The 16,779-nt window shown below is 66.5% G+C and carries 20 protein-coding genes; 13 read left to right on the top strand and 7 right to left on the bottom strand.

Annotated elements, in window-relative coordinates; all coding sequences use genetic code 11:
• Positions 1 to 62: 62 nt before the first annotated feature.
• From dnaA to mutM, 4 genes are all read right to left on the bottom strand, one after another.
• Positions 63 to 1,424, bottom strand: a complete 1,362-nt coding sequence (gene dnaA, locus FG154_RS11605; RefSeq protein WP_044247587.1) for a chromosomal replication initiator protein DnaA — start codon at positions 1,422 to 1,424, stop codon at positions 63 to 65.
• Positions 1,425 to 1,960: 536 nt separating this feature from the next.
• Positions 1,961 to 2,239: a 30S ribosomal protein S20 gene (gene rpsT / locus FG154_RS11600; protein ID WP_011907071.1), complete on the bottom strand. Its 279-nt coding sequence runs from the start codon at positions 2,237 to 2,239 to the stop codon at positions 1,961 to 1,963.
• 110 nt (positions 2,240 to 2,349) lie between these two features.
• Positions 2,350 to 3,126 (bottom strand): enoyl-CoA hydratase, encoded by a 777-nt coding sequence (locus tag FG154_RS11595; protein WP_145107847.1) that lies wholly within the window; start codon positions 3,124 to 3,126, stop codon positions 2,350 to 2,352.
• Positions 3,127 to 3,186: 60 nt separating this feature from the next.
• A complete protein-coding gene (gene mutM, locus FG154_RS11590; protein WP_145107845.1) occupies positions 3,187 to 4,038 on the bottom strand; it encodes a bifunctional DNA-formamidopyrimidine glycosylase/DNA-(apurinic or apyrimidinic site) lyase in 852 nt (283 codons plus the stop codon).
• Positions 4,039 to 4,131: 93 nt separating this feature from the next.
• On the opposite strand from mutM, the gene ubiE reads away from it, so the two are divergent.
• Complete coding sequence (ubiE, locus tag FG154_RS11585; RefSeq protein ID WP_011909542.1) at positions 4,132 to 4,884, top strand: bifunctional demethylmenaquinone methyltransferase/2-methoxy-6-polyprenyl-1,4-benzoquinol methylase UbiE; 753 nt, start codon at positions 4,132 to 4,134, stop codon at positions 4,882 to 4,884.
• 1 nt (position 4,885) lies between these two features.
• Complete coding sequence (gene ubiB / locus FG154_RS11580; protein ID WP_145107843.1) at positions 4,886 to 6,415, top strand: 2-polyprenylphenol 6-hydroxylase; 1,530 nt, start codon at positions 4,886 to 4,888, stop codon at positions 6,413 to 6,415.
• On the opposite strand, the gene FG154_RS11575 is transcribed toward ubiB, so the two are convergent.
• Together FG154_RS11575 and fliK are read right to left on the bottom strand one after the other, a co-directional pair.
• Entirely contained in the window at positions 6,410 to 7,066 is a 657-nt protein-coding gene (locus FG154_RS11575) for a flagellar hook assembly protein FlgD (RefSeq protein WP_145107840.1), read from the bottom strand. The genes ubiB and FG154_RS11575 overlap by 6 nt on opposite strands.
• Before the next feature lie 8 nt (positions 7,067 to 7,074).
• Positions 7,075 to 8,094: a flagellar hook-length control protein FliK gene (fliK, locus tag FG154_RS21415; RefSeq protein WP_246100237.1), complete on the bottom strand. Its 1,020-nt coding sequence runs from the start codon at positions 8,092 to 8,094 to the stop codon at positions 7,075 to 7,077.
• A gap of 2,111 nt (positions 8,095 to 10,205) precedes the next feature.
• Here fliK and FG154_RS11565 point away from each other — a divergent pair.
• On the top strand, positions 10,206 to 10,484 hold the full coding sequence (locus FG154_RS11565; protein WP_145107838.1) for a rod-binding protein: 279 nt from the start codon (positions 10,206 to 10,208) through the stop codon (positions 10,482 to 10,484).
• Positions 10,474 to 10,812, top strand: coding sequence for a hypothetical protein (locus FG154_RS11560; RefSeq protein ID WP_145107835.1), 339 nt, complete (start codon positions 10,474 to 10,476; stop codon positions 10,810 to 10,812). Before FG154_RS11565 ends, FG154_RS11560 begins: the two co-directional genes overlap by 11 nt.
• Positions 10,813 to 10,821: 9 nt before the next feature.
• Here the strand turns inward: FG154_RS11560 and FG154_RS11555 are convergent, their stop codons facing one another.
• Positions 10,822 to 12,132 (bottom strand): FliI/YscN family ATPase, encoded by a 1,311-nt coding sequence (locus FG154_RS11555; protein WP_145107833.1) that lies wholly within the window; start codon positions 12,130 to 12,132, stop codon positions 10,822 to 10,824.
• A gap of 83 nt (positions 12,133 to 12,215) precedes the next feature.
• Between FG154_RS11555 and FG154_RS11550 the strand changes: the two genes are divergently transcribed.
• From FG154_RS11550 to FG154_RS11510, 9 genes are read left to right on the top strand one after another with little or no spacing between them, the layout of a single operon-like run.
• Complete coding sequence (locus tag FG154_RS11550) at positions 12,216 to 12,599, top strand: FlgB family protein (RefSeq protein WP_145107831.1); 384 nt, start codon at positions 12,216 to 12,218, stop codon at positions 12,597 to 12,599.
• A 2-nt stretch (positions 12,600 to 12,601) separates the two neighbouring features.
• Positions 12,602 to 12,982, top strand: coding sequence for a flagellar basal body rod protein FlgC (gene flgC / locus FG154_RS11545; protein WP_145107828.1), 381 nt, complete (start codon positions 12,602 to 12,604; stop codon positions 12,980 to 12,982).
• Between the two features lie 13 nt (positions 12,983 to 12,995).
• A complete protein-coding gene (gene fliE, locus FG154_RS11540; protein WP_145107826.1) occupies positions 12,996 to 13,286 on the top strand; it encodes a flagellar hook-basal body complex protein FliE in 291 nt (96 codons plus the stop codon).
• Positions 13,286 to 13,552 carry a flagellar biosynthetic protein FliQ gene (locus tag FG154_RS11535; RefSeq protein WP_145107823.1) on the top strand — a complete coding sequence of 89 codons (267 nt, stop codon included), beginning with the start codon at positions 13,286 to 13,288 and terminating at the stop codon, positions 13,550 to 13,552. Before fliE ends, FG154_RS11535 begins: the two co-directional genes overlap by 1 nt.
• A gap of 1 nt (position 13,553) precedes the next feature.
• Positions 13,554 to 14,273, top strand: coding sequence for a flagellar hook-basal body complex protein (locus FG154_RS11530; RefSeq protein WP_145107821.1), 720 nt, complete (start codon positions 13,554 to 13,556; stop codon positions 14,271 to 14,273).
• On the top strand, positions 14,270 to 15,055 hold the full coding sequence (flgG, locus tag FG154_RS11525; protein WP_145107818.1) for a flagellar basal-body rod protein FlgG: 786 nt from the start codon (positions 14,270 to 14,272) through the stop codon (positions 15,053 to 15,055). Before FG154_RS11530 ends, flgG begins: the two co-directional genes overlap by 4 nt.
• Positions 15,055 to 15,474 carry a flagellar basal body P-ring formation chaperone FlgA gene (gene flgA, locus FG154_RS11520; RefSeq protein WP_145107816.1) on the top strand — a complete coding sequence of 140 codons (420 nt, stop codon included), beginning with the start codon at positions 15,055 to 15,057 and terminating at the stop codon, positions 15,472 to 15,474. Before flgG ends, flgA begins: the two co-directional genes overlap by 1 nt.
• A 10-nt stretch (positions 15,475 to 15,484) precedes the next feature.
• Positions 15,485 to 16,204, top strand: a complete 720-nt coding sequence (gene flgH / locus FG154_RS11515; protein WP_145107813.1) for a flagellar basal body L-ring protein FlgH — start codon at positions 15,485 to 15,487, stop codon at positions 16,202 to 16,204.
• Position 16,205: 1 nt separating this feature from the next.
• Positions 16,206 to 16,706, top strand: a complete 501-nt coding sequence (locus FG154_RS11510; RefSeq protein ID WP_145107810.1) for a flagellar basal body-associated FliL family protein — start codon at positions 16,206 to 16,208, stop codon at positions 16,704 to 16,706.
• The last annotated feature ends 73 nt before the right edge of the window (positions 16,707 to 16,779 follow it).

Here is a 16,779-nt window from a genome sequence, read left to right as displayed (position 1 = left end):
TCAAGATTTTTCCCGACTATGGATGGTTCAAGGGGGGCGTCAAGCGCCCCCGTGGCCACAGATCAGGCCTGCAGCAGGCGGCGAAGAAGCTGCAGGTCGTCGGCCAGTTGCGAGTCGGTGGCCATCAGCTCCTCGATCTTGCGCACGCCATGCATGATCGTGGTGTGATCGCGTCCGCCAAAGCGTCGGCCGATCTCGGGCAGCGAGCGGGGCGTCAGGTGCTTGGCCAGATACATCGCCACCTGACGCGGGCGGGCGATGGTGCGCAGCCGCTTGGGGCCGATCATGTCGGAGAGGCGGATGTTGTAATGCTCGGCCACCTTGCGCTGGATCTCCTCGATCGTGACCTTGCGGTCGCTGGCGCGGAGGATGTCGGCCAGGCAGTCCTGCGCCAGATCCAGCGTGATCTCGCGCCCCACGAGGCTTGCGAAGGCGAAGAGGCGGGTGAGGGCGCCTTCCAGCACGCGGACGTTGGTCGTGATGCGGTGGGCGAGGAACTCGAGCACGCCGTCGGCGATGACGAGGCCGCGATACTGTTCGCGGTAGAAGTCGGCCTTCTGCTGGAGGATGCCGAGGCGCAGCTCGTAGTCGGTGGGATGCAGGTCCACCACGAGGCCGCATTGCAGACGGCTCTTGATCCGCTCCTCGAGGTCCTTGATCTCGCCCGGCGCACGGTCGGCCGAGATGACGATCTGCTTGTTCTGATCGACCAGGGCGTTGAAGGTGTGGAAGAATTCCTCCTGCGTCGAGTCCTTGCCGGCGATGAACTGGACATCATCGACCATCAGCACATCGACCGAGCGGAAGAGTTCCTTGAAGCCCAGGATCTCACGCTCGCGCAGCGCCTGGACGAAGCGGTACATGAATTGCTCGGCCGACAGATAAAGGACGCGCGCGCCGGGCTGGCGCTTCTGCAGCTCGTGCGCGATGGCGTGCATGAGGTGCGTCTTGCCCAGCCCCACGCCGCCATAGAGGAACAGCGGGTTGAAGGTGACGGGCCCCCCCTCGGCGACGCGGCGGGCGGCGGCATGGGCAAGCTCGTTCGGCTTGCCGACCACGAAACTGTCGAAGGTGAAGCGGGAATCCAGCGGGGCGCCGCGAAGATCCTCTTCGGCGGGTGCCGGGCGGGCCTTGGCGACGGGGGCCGCGGCCGTCCTGACCTCCTTCAGCGGCGGGCGCGGCGAGTTGGAGACGGCGAACTCCAGCCGCTCGACCGGCGAGCCGGCCTCGGTCAGGCGCAGGCGGATGTGATCCGCGAAATTGCGCTGCACCCAGTCGCCGAAGAAAAGCGTCGGAACTTCAAAGCGCGCCACGCCATCGTCGAGACCCATGAGCCGCAGAGGCTCGATCCAGGTCACGAAATTGTTCCGGCCCACTCGCTTGAGCAGCCCTTCGCGCACTTGAACCCAAGTCTCATTCGTCATTTCCTATGCCCGTTCGCCGTTCATCGCCTGCGGCCTCGCCCGCGCCGACGCGCGGGGAGATCCTTGTTGTCGTTCTGCGAAGCAACGCAAATGGGGCGCCGGAATACGGCGCGCATGAGACCACCCCATCACCCGCGCTGGCAGGCGATGAGGTCAATGGGACACCACGATGCAAGAGACGGGCATGCACCCGCTCTTCCGCAATCGCGGACCGTGCCTCATCGGCACAGAATATTTACCCAAAGATCGCGGAACATCATTCGTCTCGCCGCACGGGGCGGCAGTTGGCAGCAGACGCATGACAATCCGCGATCGGCCATGTCCCCCCAAGGACGTGTGAATCGCTGACATGACGCTAGCAAGCCGTGCCGAGCATCTGCAACCGAACTTCGCTGTTGACTAATCCTTTGTCGCAGCGAATCCCGAAGGCCGTCGCGAGGCGTGACATTCCCGCCAGACCGGCCCCTCGACGCGGGCCGGAAATGCAAAACGCGCCCCGGAGGGGCGCGTTTCAAGCCACTGCGATTGCAGCGAAATCAGGCCGCGGCGGGCACCGACAGCACCTTCACGCGATGCGCGAGGCGCGACATCTTGCGGGCCACCGTGTTCTTGTGGAGGACACCCTTGGTGACGCCCCGAGCCATCTCGGGCTGGGCGGTCTTGAGGGCAGCGGCGGCAGCCGCCGGATCACCCGAAGCGATCGCTTCCTCAACCTTGCGCAGGAAGGTGCGGATCCGCGACCGGCGGGCCTTGTTAACGGCGGCGCGGGCCTCGGCCTGGCGGGCACGCTTCTTGGACTGGGGCGAGTTGGCCATGTATCAGGACTTCCGTCTCTACGTTCGATCTCTCATTGAAGCCGCGTCTTTACGGGCGACTCGTTTCCAAGTCAACCCGTAGGCGTCGATTCCCGCCGCGGCCCGGCGAATTACTTGTCGCGGAACTGCGGCGTCCGCTTTTCCAGGAAGGCCGCCATGCCCTCCTTCTGGTCCTCGGTGGCGAACAGCGCGTGAAACAGCCGCCGCTCGAACAGCACGCCCTCGCGGAGCGTGGTCTCGTAGCTGCGGTTGACCGCCTCCTTCACCGCCATCGCCGTCAGAAGCGACTTGCCGGAGATCTTGGCCGCGGCCTTCATCACCTCTTCCATCAGGTTCTTGGCCGGCACGACCCGGCTGACCAGACCGCACCGCTCGGCCTCGGCCGCATCCATGAAGCGTCCGGTGAGATGCATGTCCATGGATTTGGACTTGCCCACGAACCGCGTGAGCCGCTGGGTTCCGCCGAGGCCGGCCACCACCCCGAGGTTGATCTCGGGCTGGCCGAACTTGGCCGTGTCGGCCGCGATGATGAAGTCGCACATCATGGCCAGCTCGCACCCGCCGCCGAGCGCATAGCCGGCCACCGCCGCGATGATCGGCTTGCGGACGCGCAGCATCGCCTCGGAATCCGAGGTGAAGAAGTCGCTGCCGAACACATCGACGAAGCTCTGCCCGGCCATCTCCTTGATGTCGGCGCCGGCGGCAAAGGCCTTGTCCGAGCCGGTGATCACGATGCAGCGCACCTTGTCGTTGCGGTCGGCCGCGCCCAGCGCCTCGGCCAGCTCGGACATCATCTTGCTGTTGAGCGCATTGAGCGCGTCCGGGCGGTTGAGCCGGATCAGCGCCACATAATCCTCGATCTCGACGATCAGGGTCTCGTAGGCCATTCGGGTTCCCTCGTCATGGCAATTCCGCGAAGGTCTAGCAGCCCGGTGGCAGGGATCAAGTCATCTCTGGCACTCGGGGCAGTGGAACGAGGATCGCCCCGACTGCACGATCCGCCCCACGAGGCCGCGGCACCCCGGCGTGACGCAGGGTTGACCCTCGCGCCCATAGACGCGGAACGTGTGCTGGAAATAGCCGAGTTCGCCATCCGCCTGACGGTAGTCGCGCAACGATGAGCCGCCCGCCTCGATCGCCTCGGACAGCACCTCGCGGATGATGGGAACGAGACCTTCGACCTCGGCGCGGCCGAGGCTGCCCGCCAGCCGGCCGGGCGCCAGACCTGCGCGGAACAGCACCTCGCAGACATAGATGTTGCCCAGACCGGCCACGATCCTCTGATCGAGAAGCGCGGCCTTGACCGGCGTCCGCCGCCCCGCCAGCCGGGCCGCGAGATAGGCGCTGTCAAAGGCGTTGCCGAGCGGCTCGGGCCCCAGCGAGGCCAGAAGGGGATGGATTTCGGCCGCCTCCGTCGGCACCAGATCCATGGCGCCGAACCGTCGTGCGTCGTTGAAGGTGACGCGCGCGCCCCCCTCCATCTCGAGCACGACATGATCGTGCCGCGCGGGGGCGGGATGGTCATGGAGGAAGTCGCCGACCCGCGCCCCCGACACGAGCATCCGCCCCGACATGCCGAGATGGATCAGGAGCGACTCGCCCCCCGACAGATCCGCAAGGATGTATTTCGACCGCCGGCGGAGGCGCAGGACCCTCTGGCCTTTCAGCCGCTCGGCCATGCGCGGAGGCAGCGGCCAGCGCAGATCCGGGCGGTTCACGCGCGCCTCGGCGATCAGCCGCCCGGTCATCGCGGGCTCGAGCCCCCGGCGCACGGTTTCGACCTCTGGAAGTTCGGGCATCGGCCACTCCGCGACAGATGGCAGCAAGGGGGTCCATTGCAGCCCCCGCGCCCGGCCCTATAAAGAGGGCGCAGCAGAGGACGGCAAGAGCCCATGAACGACGAAACTTCCAACACGACGCATTTCGGCTTCCGCACCGTGCCGGAAGGCGAGAAGGCCGGGATGGTTCATGGGGTCTTCACCCGCGTGGCCTCGAAATACGACATCATGAACGACCTGATGTCCGGCGGCATCCATCGGCTCTGGAAGGACGCCATGATGGACTGGCTCGCGCCGCGGCCGGGGCAGAAACTTCTCGATGTGGCGGGGGGCACGGGCGACATCTCGTTCCGCTTCCTCAAGCGGGCGCCGGGGGCCCATGCGACCGTCTGCGACATGACCGAGTCGATGCTGGTCGAGGGGCGCCAGCGCGCCGACGCCGCGCAGATGGCCGACCGGCTCGACTGGGTGGTGGGCGATGCGATGGCGCTGCCCTTCGCCTCGAACACCTTCGACGTCTATACGATCAGCTTCGGCATCCGCAACGTGACCCGCGTTCAGGACGCGCTGAACGAGGCCTTCCGCGTGCTGAAGCCCGGCGGGCGGCTCATGGTGCTGGAGTTCAGCCAGTTGCCCAACCCGGCGATGCAATGGGCCTACGACCGCTATTCCTTCAACGTGATCCCGGTCATGGGGCAGATCGTGGCCAACGACCGCGACAGCTATCAATATCTTGTGGAATCCATCCGCAAGTTCCCCGATCAGGAGACCTTCGCGGGGATGATCCGCAAGGCGGGCTTCGGGCTGGTGAAATACCGCAACCTCTCGATGGGCATCGCCGCGCTGCATTCCGGCTGGAAGATCTGACTTGAAGGGTCCCCACAACATCTGGCGGCTGGTTCGCACCGCCGCCACCATGGAGCGCACGGGCGCCATCGGCGCCATACTCGAGGCCATGGATGCTCCGGCGAACCTGAGGGTGGTGGCGCGCGTGCTCGGCTGGCCCTTCGCGTGGCTCGGCCTGCCCGGCGACCCGGCGCTGCCGCCGGCCACCCGCGCGCTGACGGCCCTCGGCCCGGCCTATATCAAGTTCGGCCAGATCCTCTCGACCCGCCCCGACGTGGTGGGCCCCGAGATGGCGCTGCAACTCCAGTATCTGCAGGACAAGCTGCCGCCCTTCCCGATCGATGTCGCCAAGGCGCTGATCGAGGAGGAGCTGCACGTTCCGGTGGATCGGGTCTTCTCGGAGTTCTCCGAACCCGTCGCGGCCGCCTCGATCGCGCAGGTGCACCGCGCCCGCCTGGCCGATACCGGGGTCGAGGTGGCGGTGAAAGTGCTGCGCCCCGGCATCGAGCGCGCCTTCCGCACCGACATCGACGCCTTCTACCTGGCCGCGCGGATCATCGAGATCCTCTCGCCCTCCTCGCGCCGTCTGCGCCCCACCGAAGTGATCCGCCACTTCGAGGGCGTGGTGAACGGCGAGCTGGACCTCCGCCTCGAATCGGCCTCCGCCGGGGAATTTGCCGCCAACACCGAGAAGGACGCCGGCTTCCAGGTGCCGAAGCCGGTCTGGAACCTGTCGGCCCGGCAGGTGATGACCATCGGCTGGGCCGAGGGCATCTCGCTGGCCGACAATGTGGCGCTCGACGCGGCCGGGCACGACCGAACGGCGCTCGGGACGCGGGTGCTCGCGCTCTTCCTCAGCCATGCGCTGCGCGACGGCTTCTTCCACGCCGACATGCACCAGGGCAACATGAAGGTCGCGGCCAATGGCGACATCATCGCCTATGACTTCGGGATCATGGGGCGGCTCGACGAATACACCCGCCGGGTCTATGCCGAGATCCTCTTCGGCTTCATCCAGCGCGACTATCGACGGGTGGCCGAGGTCCATTTCGAGGCGGGCTATGTCCCGGCCGACCGCGACATCGACGAGTTCGCCCGCGCGCTTCGTGCGGTGGGAGAGCCGATCTTCGGCATGGAGGCCTCGCGGATCTCGATGGGGCGGCTGCTCGCCTACCTGTTCGAGGTGACCGAACGTTTCGGCATGGAGACCAGGACCGAGCTTATCCTGCTTCAGCGGACGATGGTGGTGGTCGAAGGCGTGGCGCGCTCGCTCGACCCGCACATCAACATCTGGCAAGTCGCCCGCCCCATTGTCGAGGATTACATCCGCGACAATGTCGGTCCCCGTGCGGTGGCGCGTGATCTGGTGCGAACGGCCCGGATTCTCGGCCGGTTCGGCCCCCGCCTGCCGCGCCTCGTCGAGGCCCAGCTGATCCGGCAGAGCCATCCCGAGATCGAAGAGCCCCCGCGGCGCGAGACCCATCCGCTCGTCTGGATGCTGGCCGGGGCCGGGCTGACCGCAGCCGGGGTCTGGATTGGCAGCCTGCTATGAGCCCGAAGCGTCACGCAGCGCGGTGACGGAGGAAGCCGGAACCTCGATCCCCCCACGGAGGACCAGCGTCGTGCCGTCGCTGCCACTGCGGGCCTCGACGATGCCGGCATAGACCTTGGCCGGCGCGGTGGCGAGCAGTTTGTCCTTCAGGTAGCTCTCCAGCGAAAAGCTGTAGGCGCCATCGGGCAGCGGCTCGCCCGCCGCATCCGTGCCAGCCCATTCGAGCTGCCCCGCGCCGGCCGCAACCGTCTCTTGCGAAACGATCTTTCCATCCGCGCTCCGCACGATGAGCTTCATGCTGTCGGCCCCGGCCGCAGGCTCCGGCGCAATCGTGACGGGCGCGCCATCGAACCACGCCGCCGCCTCGACCCTTGCCTCACGGCCGATCCAGCCCGCAAGCTCCGACAGCCCCATGGCGCCGAAGGATCCGCTCATGCCCGTGAGGATCTGGTTCGTGCGCACCTGTTGCTCGACCCCCGAGAAGGTGGCCAGCTGCATGGCGAAATCATCCGACTCCATCGGATTCAGCGGGTCCTGATTCCGCAGCTGCGTCGTGAGCATCCGCAGGAACGTCTCGTAGTCCGAAGTTGTGGAACTGCCGCTCGCCGAGGCGGGACCGGCCGTCGAGGAGGTGGCGCTGCTGACTTCCATGGAAACTCCTAAATGCGCAGGTCGAGGCCGGATCTCGGCTGGGGTGTTGCGGTGACCGCGGGTTGCACTTCGGCGACTTCGCCGCTCACGCCGGCCGGCTGACGGGACGGAGGCCGTCCCTCGCGGCCGCCGAAACTGAGCGATGCGCCAGAGAATCCGGCCTGCCTGAACTCGGCGCCCAGCAGGTCGGCGTGGCGGCGCATCATGTCGAGCGTGTCGGCCCGATCCGCCTGCACGAGAACCCGAAGGTGATCGCCGTCCTGCGCCATCGTCATCCTGATTTGCCCGATGTCGTCAGGCTGCAGCACGACCTCGACGGCATCCTCTCCGGCCGGGGCAGCGGACACACCGGCCACGGGCACATAAGGCGGAGGCGCATGGCCGGCAAGGCGCGCGGGCTCGGCGGCGGGCCGGGGCTCGGCTCCAGCGGGAGATGCCACCTGTGCAGGTCCGGGCAGCCGCTCCGCTTCGGGCATGACGTCGGGGCGGGCCGCCGCATCTGCGCCAATTGCAGCCGGAGTCGCGCCCGCAGGGTCTGGGGACACAGGCAGCCGCTCGGTCAAAGGTTCCTGTCCAGGATCGAGGTGCAGATCCCTACGCTTGCCCGATATGTCCTTTTCCGGCCATACGCTTGGCATCATTGCCGCTTCTCGCTGGCCCGGATTCCCATGGTGTTCGACGGAAACGGCCACCGCAGGGGGAGACGCCCCCGTGTCGGAGGCTGAGGCACGCACGGCATGGACCTCCACCCGAGTATCTGGCGGCAGAGCCCACTGACGCCGGTCATCAGCGGCCGCCGTCCATTGAAGCCCGACCCCTTTCGGCGCCATCACAGGCAGGGCCTCAGTCGCCGCAGCGGTCGAGCCCTGAGCCTGGCGTTCCGCCATGTCGTCCGAACGCCGCTCCAGCTTCCCGGCAGCATCATGTGCAGCTGGCCTCGGCTCGACCCTTGCCTGTTCTTCTGAAGCCGCGTCGAGTGCTGCCGGTTGGCCTGTCTCAGGCCCGGACTTCTGCGCCTCCACCCGCATGTCACGCTCCCTCGACCGCCGCTCCCCTTCCGCTTGGACGAGCGCCGGGGCGTCACCGGGATCTGCGGAGGCCGCGCTGCCGAATGGCGCGAGCGGCGAAGGCTCACCCCCTGCCGTTCGGGCCTCAATGCAACTGGCGGCACCTGCAAGCGTCGCCGCCGCTGGCATGGAGTGCGGCTGAGGCAGAGCATGGGCCAGGTCACGTTCAGCCGAATCTGCGAAATGTTGTTCGGGGGAAAATACGCGTGCGTCTACGCCAATGGACTCTCGTTGGATGATCAAGTCGGCCGGAGCAATCCGCCGTTCAGTTCCCTCGACAGGCGTGACCAGACGCGCGCGCGCTGAAGATGGCCCGCCTGCCGAGACAGAAGGAGATCGGCTCCCCGACGCCTCTGGAGCAAAAACAACCAGATCGGGCCAAGCACGGACGCCACCCGTAAGGCCTTCAATTGGGCCGTCGGCCCGCGGCAGCGTTTCCACCGGCCCGTCGGCATTAGCTCTGCCCAGCTCATGCGGGGCGTTCCGGCCATCCTGAGGAAGCCGCGTCTCAAGTTCCCGTTCGGCAAGAGGATTCGTGCGCACCAAGCCCTCTGGTGCAGAAGCAAGGGCAGCAGACCCATCCCAAAAATCAACCGCGTCGTCTTCGCATGAGCCGTCAGCATGATGCATCTGTGCACCACCACCCCTGTTGATGCGTTCAGGCTCATGGGAGGCGCTGAGATTGTCCGCAGGAAGCGCCGTCGCTTCCTTCCCGACGAGAGAGTCCGTGCGCACCGACCGGTCTGGAGCGGACACAGGCGCCTCAGGCCAAGGATGAAGAACGCCCATTCGGCCTTGGGAGGGGTGGGCACTCCATAACGGTTCTTCGCGCCCTTCGGCATCAGGCTTGCCCAGCTCGTGCAGGGTGTGCGAGGCGTGCCTAGGTGGCCGCGTCTCAAGATCCCTTCCCACGTGGGAGCTGGCGCGCATCCGCCGTTCTGGCGCAACTTCCAAGATGGAGGGCCAAGTGCGGATCTCATCCGCGTCTCCTTCGGAAGGGTCGGAAGTGTGGCGCATAGGTGCACCCCCACCTCCGTTGGTCCGTTCAAGTTCATAGAAGACGTTGAGGTTCCTGAGAGGAAGCCCCGTCTCTTGCTCCTCTGAGACAGGGTTGGGACTTACTAACCGTTCTGGTGCGGAAGCAATGAGATCAGGCCAAGGGTGCATTTCATCCACTTGATCATGGCAAGGCTCATCGGCAATCAACAGCGATTCTCCTCGCCCATCTGCATCCGCCCTGCCCAGCTCATACAGGGCGTTCGAGCCATCGTGAGGAGACCGCGGCTCTGGGTCGCCATCGGAAGGCATGGCTGTGGCCCTCCCCATTGCGAGAGCATGGCGCGCAGGTTCATGAGCACTCGCCGGCTGCGGCGAGAGGCCGGGGAGGACGTCAGGATACTCATGCAGATCTGACAGCCGAGGTGCCCCTTCCCCAACGGGGTCAGAGCCTGCGGCCGACGAGCCAGCGCCTTGTGGGAGGACATCCTTGATCCCACCTTCCTGCGGCGCAGCCCGAGTCGCACTCGGGACACGATCCTGCCCAAGCTCAGCGCCCTCGCATGAGGCTTCGGGCTCCGCCGCAGAGATCGACGTGTCGGATGGAGCCGGGGCCAGGACCATGGGTGGCAGAAGTCCCTCCGGGCACGGTTCACCCGCGCCCCCGACACCCCGAGCCGAAGTTTCGTGAGGCCCTGCTCGCGTCCGCGGTGCATCGGAACGAGCCGGCAAACGGGCCGACGCGCCGCCGATTGCTCCGGCATCAGCCCCGCCTTCCGACAAGGGAACGTTCCCCCTGACCGCGTCAACCGGATCTACAGGCAGCGCAAGCGCCACCCCGTCAGGGACGAGGCCATGACATGGCCCCCCCACAAGGGCCGCGAACGCATCGCCCCTTTCCCGACTCCCTGCCACCTTGGGCAGGGTTTCGGGACCGTGAACCACCTGCGGGAATGAACCGATTTCCACTGTCCGGACCTTCTGTCGCCTGATTCCCGTTTTTGCAGGAAGGAATTACCGAACATTTACTCCTCGCGGGCAGGATCCGATAAATGAGGAACGAAAGGAGCATATGCATGTCGATCGCGATTCCGGCCGGTATCGGGGAGGCGCCGCATCCGCGGCAGATCCTTCGCCAGAAGGCGGAGGAACTGGAATCCGCATTCCTGTCAGAGATGCTCGGGCACACCGGGCTCGGCGCCCTGTCCGCCTCCTTCGGAGGGGGGTGCGGCGAAGAGCAGTTCGGCTCCTTTCTGCGCAGAGAGCAGGCTACGGAAATGGTGCGCGCCGGCGGGATCGGGCTGGCGGAGCATTTCTACCGTTCGCTGACCAGAGGGATGGACGATGCGCTCTGATTCGACCCCGCTTCTGCTGGAGCACTTGCTGGAGGACATGCGCCAGAAGGTGATGGCAGGAGATCTCGCCGGACTTGCCGATCTTGAAAGCGGGCTGGCCGACGCGATGGAACGCCAGCCGCCCGCAACCGCCGAAGAGGCGCACCGGGTGCGGGCGCTGGCATCACGAAACCTCGGCTGCCTCGAGGCCGCTTCGCGCGGCGTGCGCGCGGCGCGCCGCCGACTCGCGGAGATCCGTCAGGCGGCATCGGGCGTCGTCGTGGTTTATGACGATCAGGGGCGGCGCGCCGAAAGACCGCCCGAGCCGCCGCCACGCCAGCGGCTCTGACCTGTCCCCCTAGCGACCCAGACAGGCCGCGAGGCGCCGGAAGCTCGTCTCGATGCCGTCCGGCGCATCCTCGGCCAGAAAGCCATCCAGCGCAGGCCAGACCCGGATGGCCGCATCCACCTGAGGATCCGATCCCTTCGCGTAGAGACCGGCCTGAATCATCATCTCCGCCCGATCCCAGGCGCCGAGCAGGCGCCTCGCCTCGGCGATGAGGTCGTTTTCCGGCTCCGACGCGGCATCGGGCAGGCTGCGCGACACGGAGCGCAGCAGGTCGATCGCCGGGAACCGGCCACGCTCGGCGATCCGGCGATCCATCACCACATGGCCATCGAGCACCCCGCGAAGGATGTCCGCCACCGGCTCTTCCATGTCCGAGCCCGCCACCAGCACCGAGAACACCGCGGTGATATCGCCCGTCCCCTCGGCCCCCGGCCCCGCCCTCTCGGCAAGGGACATGATGGTGTGGGCCGTCGAGGGCGGAAAGCCCCGCATGCTCGCCTCTTCGCCTCCCGCGAGCGCAACCTCGCGATGCGCTTCGGCGAAACGGGTGATCGAATCGGCCAGCAATAGAACATGCAGCCCCTGATCGCGGAAATGCTCGGCCACCGCCATCGCGGCCCAGCCGCACCGTCGGCGCATGAGTGGCGACTGGTCCGAGGTGGCCGTGACGACCACCGAGCGCGCCATCCCCCTTGCTCCCAGCACCCGCTCGGTGAAGTCGCGCAGTTCGCGGCCACGCTCGCCGATCAGTCCGATGACCACCACATCCGCCCCGACGCCCCGCGCGAACTTTGCCAGAAGCGAGGATTTTCCGACGCCCGAACCGGCAAAGAGGCCAATCCGCTGGCCCTGCACGAGCGGCAGCATCGTGTCGAAGACCGCAACCCCGGTGGGCAACCGCGGCCCGAGGCTCCGGCGGCGGGCCGCCGGAGGCGCCGGCGCGCGCAAGGGCCGCGCGATCGGCCCCCGGAACAGAGGCCGCCCATCGAGCGGCCGGCCCAGCGGGTCCACGATCCGTCCGATCCAGCTGTCGTCGGGCGCGATCTCGGCCGAGCCCACCAGCTCGACCTGATCGCCGATGCTCAGACCCTCGATCGCCGCGTCCGGCAGAATCGTCACCTCTTGCTGTGAGAGGCGCAGCACCTCTCCCCCGATCTCCCCGTTTGTCCCGTGGACGATCACCCGGTCGCCCAGGCCTGCGCTGCTGGTCAGACCGGTGGCCGAGATCGTCCCGCGCGCGATCCCGGTCACGCGCCCGTAGCGGCGGCTGATGGGGACCGCCCGTATTTCCGAGATGAGTCCTTCGAATTCGCCAGACATCCGATCCCTCTTTGTTCGCGCCTTACCCTTTCTAAAGGAATCGACCTTAAGCCTTGATGAAACCAGTCGAGGGAGAAGCCCTGATGTTCGAAAAGCTCGAACTCGTCAGAATGGCGCAGGCCATGGCCAGACACGCCGGCGCACGGACGGATGTGATCGCCCGAAATGTCGCCAACTCGGATACGCCCGGATACCGCGCCCGCGATCTCCCGGATTTCGAGAGCTACGCCGATGGCAGGACGGGGCTGCGAAACACGCGGGTCGGCCATCTGCGATCGGCAGCGGCGGTCGCGGCAGAGCCCGTGCCGGTCGAGATGAAGGGCACCGCCGCGCCCAACGGAAACTCGGTGTCGCTCGAGGAAGAGATGGTCAAGGCCGTGTCGGCCCGGCAGCAGCACGAGATGGCGCTCTCGATCTACCAGAGCAGCTCGCGCCTGATCCGCACCAGCCTCGGTCGGAGTTCCTGAGCATGAGCGATCTCAGCCAGTCGCTCTCGCTTTCGGCCTCGGGCATGCGGTCACAGGCCCTGCGCCTGCGCCACGTGTCCGAGAACATCGCGAACGTCGATACGCCCGGATTTCACCGCAAGACCGTCAGCTTCCAGTCCGAGCCGGACAGCGGTCTCGTGTCTACCGGCCCGGTCCGCCTGGACCAGAGCGGTCTGCAGAAGATGTACGATCCCGGCCATCCGATGGCCGATGACACCGGATATTACGACGGGTCCAACGTCGATCTGGTGGTGGAAATCGCTGACGCGCGCGAAGCGCAGCGCAGCTACGAGGCGAATCTTCGGATGTTCGATCAGGCGCGGCAGATGACGCAGAGCCTGTTCGACCTCCTGCGTCGATAGAAAGGACTCCAGAATGGACATCAGCACCTCGGTCGCGGCACAGACCTACACAAGGGCCAGACTCGCGACGGCGCCGGAGGCGCCCTCGATCGGCGTGGCGGCGGCGCTCAACCGTGCCGCAGAAAGTTTTACCGAGACCCTCGCCCACGGCGAGGAGACGGCGCGGGCGGCCATGACCGGAAAGGCCGATCCCCATGCCCTGGTCGAAGCACTGGCGGCCTCGCAGACGGCGGTCGAAACGGCCGTCACCCTGCGGGACAAGGTGGTCGAAGCCTATCAGGAAATCCTGAGGATGCCGGTCTGATGTCCGAGGCCGGGCTTTACGACGCGCTCCGTCAGGGCCTCTGGGTCGCGGTGCTCATCTCGGCGCCGCTGCTCACCGTGGCGCTCGTCGTCGGCGTCGCGATCGGCATCCTGCAGGCCCTGACCTCCGTGCAGGAAATGACGCTGACTTTCGTGCCCAAGGTGGGCGCCATGCTCCTCGTCTTCTGGGTCTCGATGAGCTTCATGACCACGACCCTCGTCGCCTTCTTCATCGAGGGGATCATTCCGCGGATCGAGGGAGGCTGACATGGACGCTGCCGGCTACACCACCCTCACGCGCCAGTCCGGCCTCATGCGCGAGATGCAGAGCATTGCCAACAACATCGCCAACCTCTCCACCACAGGGTTCCGGCGCGAGGGCGTGATCTTCACCGAACATGTGAAACGGCTTGAAGGCGAAGCCTCCCTCTCGATGGCCAGTGCCAGCGCGCGGCAGGTCGATCTTGCCCAGGGCGGTCTCACCCATACGGGCGCCACCTTCGATTTCGCCATCATGGGAGACGGGTTCTTCCTGATCGAGACACCGCAGGGCGAGCAACTCACCCGTGCCGGAAGCTTCACGCCCGACGCGGAGGGCGAACTGGTGGACAGCGACGGCAACCGGTTGCTCGATGAGGGCGGCGCGCCGATCTTCATCCCGCCCGATGCCCGGGACGTGGTTCTTGCCAGCGATGGCACGCTCTCGTCCGGGGGACAGCCGATCGGCCGGATCGGGCTCTGGCAACCGACCGAGCCTCTCGACCTTCGACACGAAGGCGGCACGCGCTTCTCGGCCAAAGCGGGGGTAGAGCCCGCGCCCGGCGCTTCGCTCATCCAGGGCTCGCTCGAGGAGTCGAACGTCAACCCGATCTCTGAAATCTCGCGGATGATCGAGGTGCAGCGCGCCTACGAACTGGGCCAGGGCTTCCTCGACCGCGAGGACGACCGGATCCGCAACACCGTCAGAATCCTCGGAGACAGCCGATGAAGGCGCTTCAGATCGCAGCCACCGGGATGAGCGCGCAGCAGACGCGCGTCGATGTCATCTCGAACAACCTCGCGAACATGTCCACGACCGGCTACAATTCTCGCCGCGCGGACTTTGCCGACCTCCATTACCAGCAGATGGTCCGCCCCGGCACCGTCAGCGCCGAGGACGGGCGGATGCTTCCCACCGGCGTGCAACTCGGGATGGGCGTGCGCCCGTCGGCCGTGTCCGTCGTGCTTTCGCAGGGCGCCCTCGCCCAGACTCGCGGCGACCTCGATCTGGCGATCGACGGGCGCGGCTACATCGAGGTCACGCTCCCCTCCGGCCAGTCCGCCTATACGCGCGACGGGGCTCTCAAGCGCAGCGGAGAGGGGCTTGTCGTGACCTCCGACGGCCATGAGGTCGCCCCCGGCATCACCATCCCCGAGGATGCCGCGAGCGTTGCGATCAACGGCTCTGGAGAGGTGTGGGCTTATTTCAGCGGTCAGGTCCAGCCTCAGCTGATGGGGCAGATCACGCTCAGCGGTTTTGCCAACGAGAAGGGTCTGGAGGCCATCGGCTCCAACCTCTTCGTGGAAACGGCCGCCTCCGGCGCCCCGATCGCCGGAACACCCGGAGAGGACGGCTTCGGCACGCTGCGGCAAGGTTATCTCGAGGAAAGCTCGGTGGATTCCGTGCAGGAGATCACCGAACTCATCAAGGCGCAGCGCGGGTACGAGCTGAATGCCAAGGTCATCACGGCAGCCGACCAGATGCTCGCGGCAACGGCGCAGGTGAAGTGATGCGCTGGGTCCTGCTGCTCCTTTGTCTCGCCTCACCCGCGCCGGCCGACACGGTTGTGGCCACCCGCACCATCCGCGCACTGGAAGTGCTGGCACCCGGGGATCTCGCTCTCAGACCCGAGACCCTGCCCGGCGCGCTTTCGGAACTTGCACAGGCCATCGGCCTCGAGGCGCGGGTCACACTCTACGCAGGCCGCCCGGTCGGGATCGGCGACGTTGGCCCGCCCGGGATCGTCCACCGCAACCAGATCGTGCCATTGACCTACAGCCTCGGATCACTCGAGATCCGCGCCGAAGGACGGGCCCTCGCCCGCGGCGGCGTGGGCGACGTGATCCGGGTCATGAACCTTTCCTCCCGCTCCACCGTGTCCGGCCGCATTGCCGATGATGGCTCGGTGCATGTCGGCCCCGGCTCCTGAAGGGACAATCATGCGACACCTGCTCCTGCTGCTCCTCGCCCTCCCCTCCTGCGGACGGCTTGCCGAAGTGGGCAAGGCGCCCTCCTTCAGCCCGGCGGACGAAACGTTCCAGTATCACGCGATGTATGCCCTGCCGATCCCGGAGAACCTCGGGAATCCGGGGCCTACGGCGGGTTCGTCGCTCTGGGCGGGGGACCGCGCCTCGCTGCTCGGAGACCGCAGGGCCAGTCGCCGCGGAGACATCCTGACCGTTGCCATCGAGATCGACGACCGGGCCGAGATCTCGAACTCCACCGGCCGCAGCCGCTCGGGAGGCGAGAGCCTGGGGCTGCCGTCCTTCTTCGGCATCCCCCAGCGGATCGACCGACATCTCCCCGACGGGGCGTCGATGGAGGATGCGGTCTCGACGAGTTCCTCCTCCAGCTACTCGGGCGACGGCTCGGTGCGCCGGAAGGAGAAGCTGACATTGCGGGTTGCGGCAACCGTGGTCGAAGAACTGCCGAACGGCGTGCTCCGCATTCAGGGCCAGCAGGAGGTGCGCGTGAACTACGAGCTGCGCGAGCTGATCGTCACGGGCTATGTCCGGCCCGGCGATATCTCGCGCCAGAACGAGATCACCTACGACAAGATCGCCGAAGCCCGCATATCCTACGGCGGGCGCGGGCAGATCACCGATGTCCAGCAACCGCGATACGGCCAGCAGGTGGCCGACATCATTCTGCCGTTCTGACATGCTGCGTCTTGTCCTGCCCCTTCTTCTGGCGGTCCTGGGGCTCGCTGCCGGCATCGGCGGCGGCATCCTGCTCCGGCCCGATGCCTCACCATCCCCGTCCGAAGACGCCGAGGTGGTCCATTCGGAAAAGGATGACGCCCGGCCGGTCGCACCCCGTTCCGTCGATCCCGCCGAACAGCCGGAATACGTCAAGCTGAACAACCAGTTCATCGTCCCTATTGTGGAGAAGGATCGCGTGGCCTCAATGGTGATCCTGTCGCTCAGCCTCGAGGTTCCGCAAGGGATCGGCCAGGAAGTTTATGCAGTCGAGCCAAAGCTGCGCGACGGCATGTTGGGTGTTCTGTTCAACCACGCGAACACGGGCGGGTTTCGGGGCTCGTTCACCGAAGCTGCAAGGCTCGTATCCCTGCGACGCGCTCTGCTGGAAGTGGCGGTTTCCGTGGTGGGTTCGAAGGTCACGAACGTGCTCATCACGGACATCATGCGTCAGGATGGCTGAGATGCTCCAATTCCTGGATGTATCGACCCAGCGGAATCTGCACAGGTTAAGCCGCTAAGGCGAATGCCTCGGC

The sequence above is a fragment of the Cereibacter sediminicola genome, assembly GCF_007668225.1.
Lineage (GTDB): Bacteria > Pseudomonadota > Alphaproteobacteria > Rhodobacterales > Rhodobacteraceae > Cereibacter_A > Cereibacter_A azotoformans.
The sequence above is the reverse complement of the archived record's forward strand: the minus strand, read 5'-3'. Positions and strand labels throughout refer to the sequence as shown.

Bases quoted from the DNA above. Each gene is read 5' to 3' on its own strand.
- flgG (WP_145107818.1), top strand. From the start codon at position 14,270: ATGAAGGCGCTTCAGATCGCAGCCACCGGGATGAGCGCGCAGCAGACG.
- FG154_RS11555 (WP_145107833.1), bottom strand. From the start codon at position 12,132: ATGTCTGGCGAATTCGAAGGACTCATCTCGGAAATACGGGCGGTCCCC.
- FG154_RS11550 (WP_145107831.1), top strand. From the start codon at position 12,216: ATGTTCGAAAAGCTCGAACTCGTCAGAATGGCGCAGGCCATGGCCAGA.
- rpsT (WP_011907071.1), bottom strand. From the start codon at position 2,239: ATGGCCAACTCGCCCCAGTCCAAGAAGCGTGCCCGCCAGGCCGAGGCC.
- FG154_RS11535 (WP_145107823.1), top strand. From the start codon at position 13,286: ATGTCCGAGGCCGGGCTTTACGACGCGCTCCGTCAGGGCCTCTGGGTC.
- flgH (WP_145107813.1), top strand. From the start codon at position 15,485: ATGCGACACCTGCTCCTGCTGCTCCTCGCCCTCCCCTCCTGCGGACGG.
- FG154_RS11575 (WP_145107840.1), bottom strand. From the start codon at position 7,066: ATGGAAGTCAGCAGCGCCACCTCCTCGACGGCCGGTCCCGCCTCGGCG.
- fliK (WP_246100237.1), bottom strand. From the start codon at position 8,094: ATGCGGGTGGAGGCGCAGAAGTCCGGGCCTGAGACAGGCCAACCGGCA.
- FG154_RS11510 (WP_145107810.1), top strand. From the start codon at position 16,206: ATGCTGCGTCTTGTCCTGCCCCTTCTTCTGGCGGTCCTGGGGCTCGCT.
- FG154_RS11560 (WP_145107835.1), top strand. From the start codon at position 10,474: ATGCGCTCTGATTCGACCCCGCTTCTGCTGGAGCACTTGCTGGAGGAC.
- flgC (WP_145107828.1), top strand. From the start codon at position 12,602: ATGAGCGATCTCAGCCAGTCGCTCTCGCTTTCGGCCTCGGGCATGCGG.
- FG154_RS11595 (WP_145107847.1), bottom strand. From the start codon at position 3,126: ATGGCCTACGAGACCCTGATCGTCGAGATCGAGGATTATGTGGCGCTG.
- mutM (WP_145107845.1), bottom strand. From the start codon at position 4,038: ATGCCCGAACTTCCAGAGGTCGAAACCGTGCGCCGGGGGCTCGAGCCC.
- ubiE (WP_011909542.1), top strand. From the start codon at position 4,132: ATGAACGACGAAACTTCCAACACGACGCATTTCGGCTTCCGCACCGTG.
- fliE (WP_145107826.1), top strand. From the start codon at position 12,996: ATGGACATCAGCACCTCGGTCGCGGCACAGACCTACACAAGGGCCAGA.
- flgA (WP_145107816.1), top strand. From the start codon at position 15,055: ATGCGCTGGGTCCTGCTGCTCCTTTGTCTCGCCTCACCCGCGCCGGCC.
- FG154_RS11565 (WP_145107838.1), top strand. From the start codon at position 10,206: ATGTCGATCGCGATTCCGGCCGGTATCGGGGAGGCGCCGCATCCGCGG.
- dnaA (WP_044247587.1), bottom strand. From the start codon at position 1,424: ATGACGAATGAGACTTGGGTTCAAGTGCGCGAAGGGCTGCTCAAGCGA.
- FG154_RS11530 (WP_145107821.1), top strand. From the start codon at position 13,554: ATGGACGCTGCCGGCTACACCACCCTCACGCGCCAGTCCGGCCTCATG.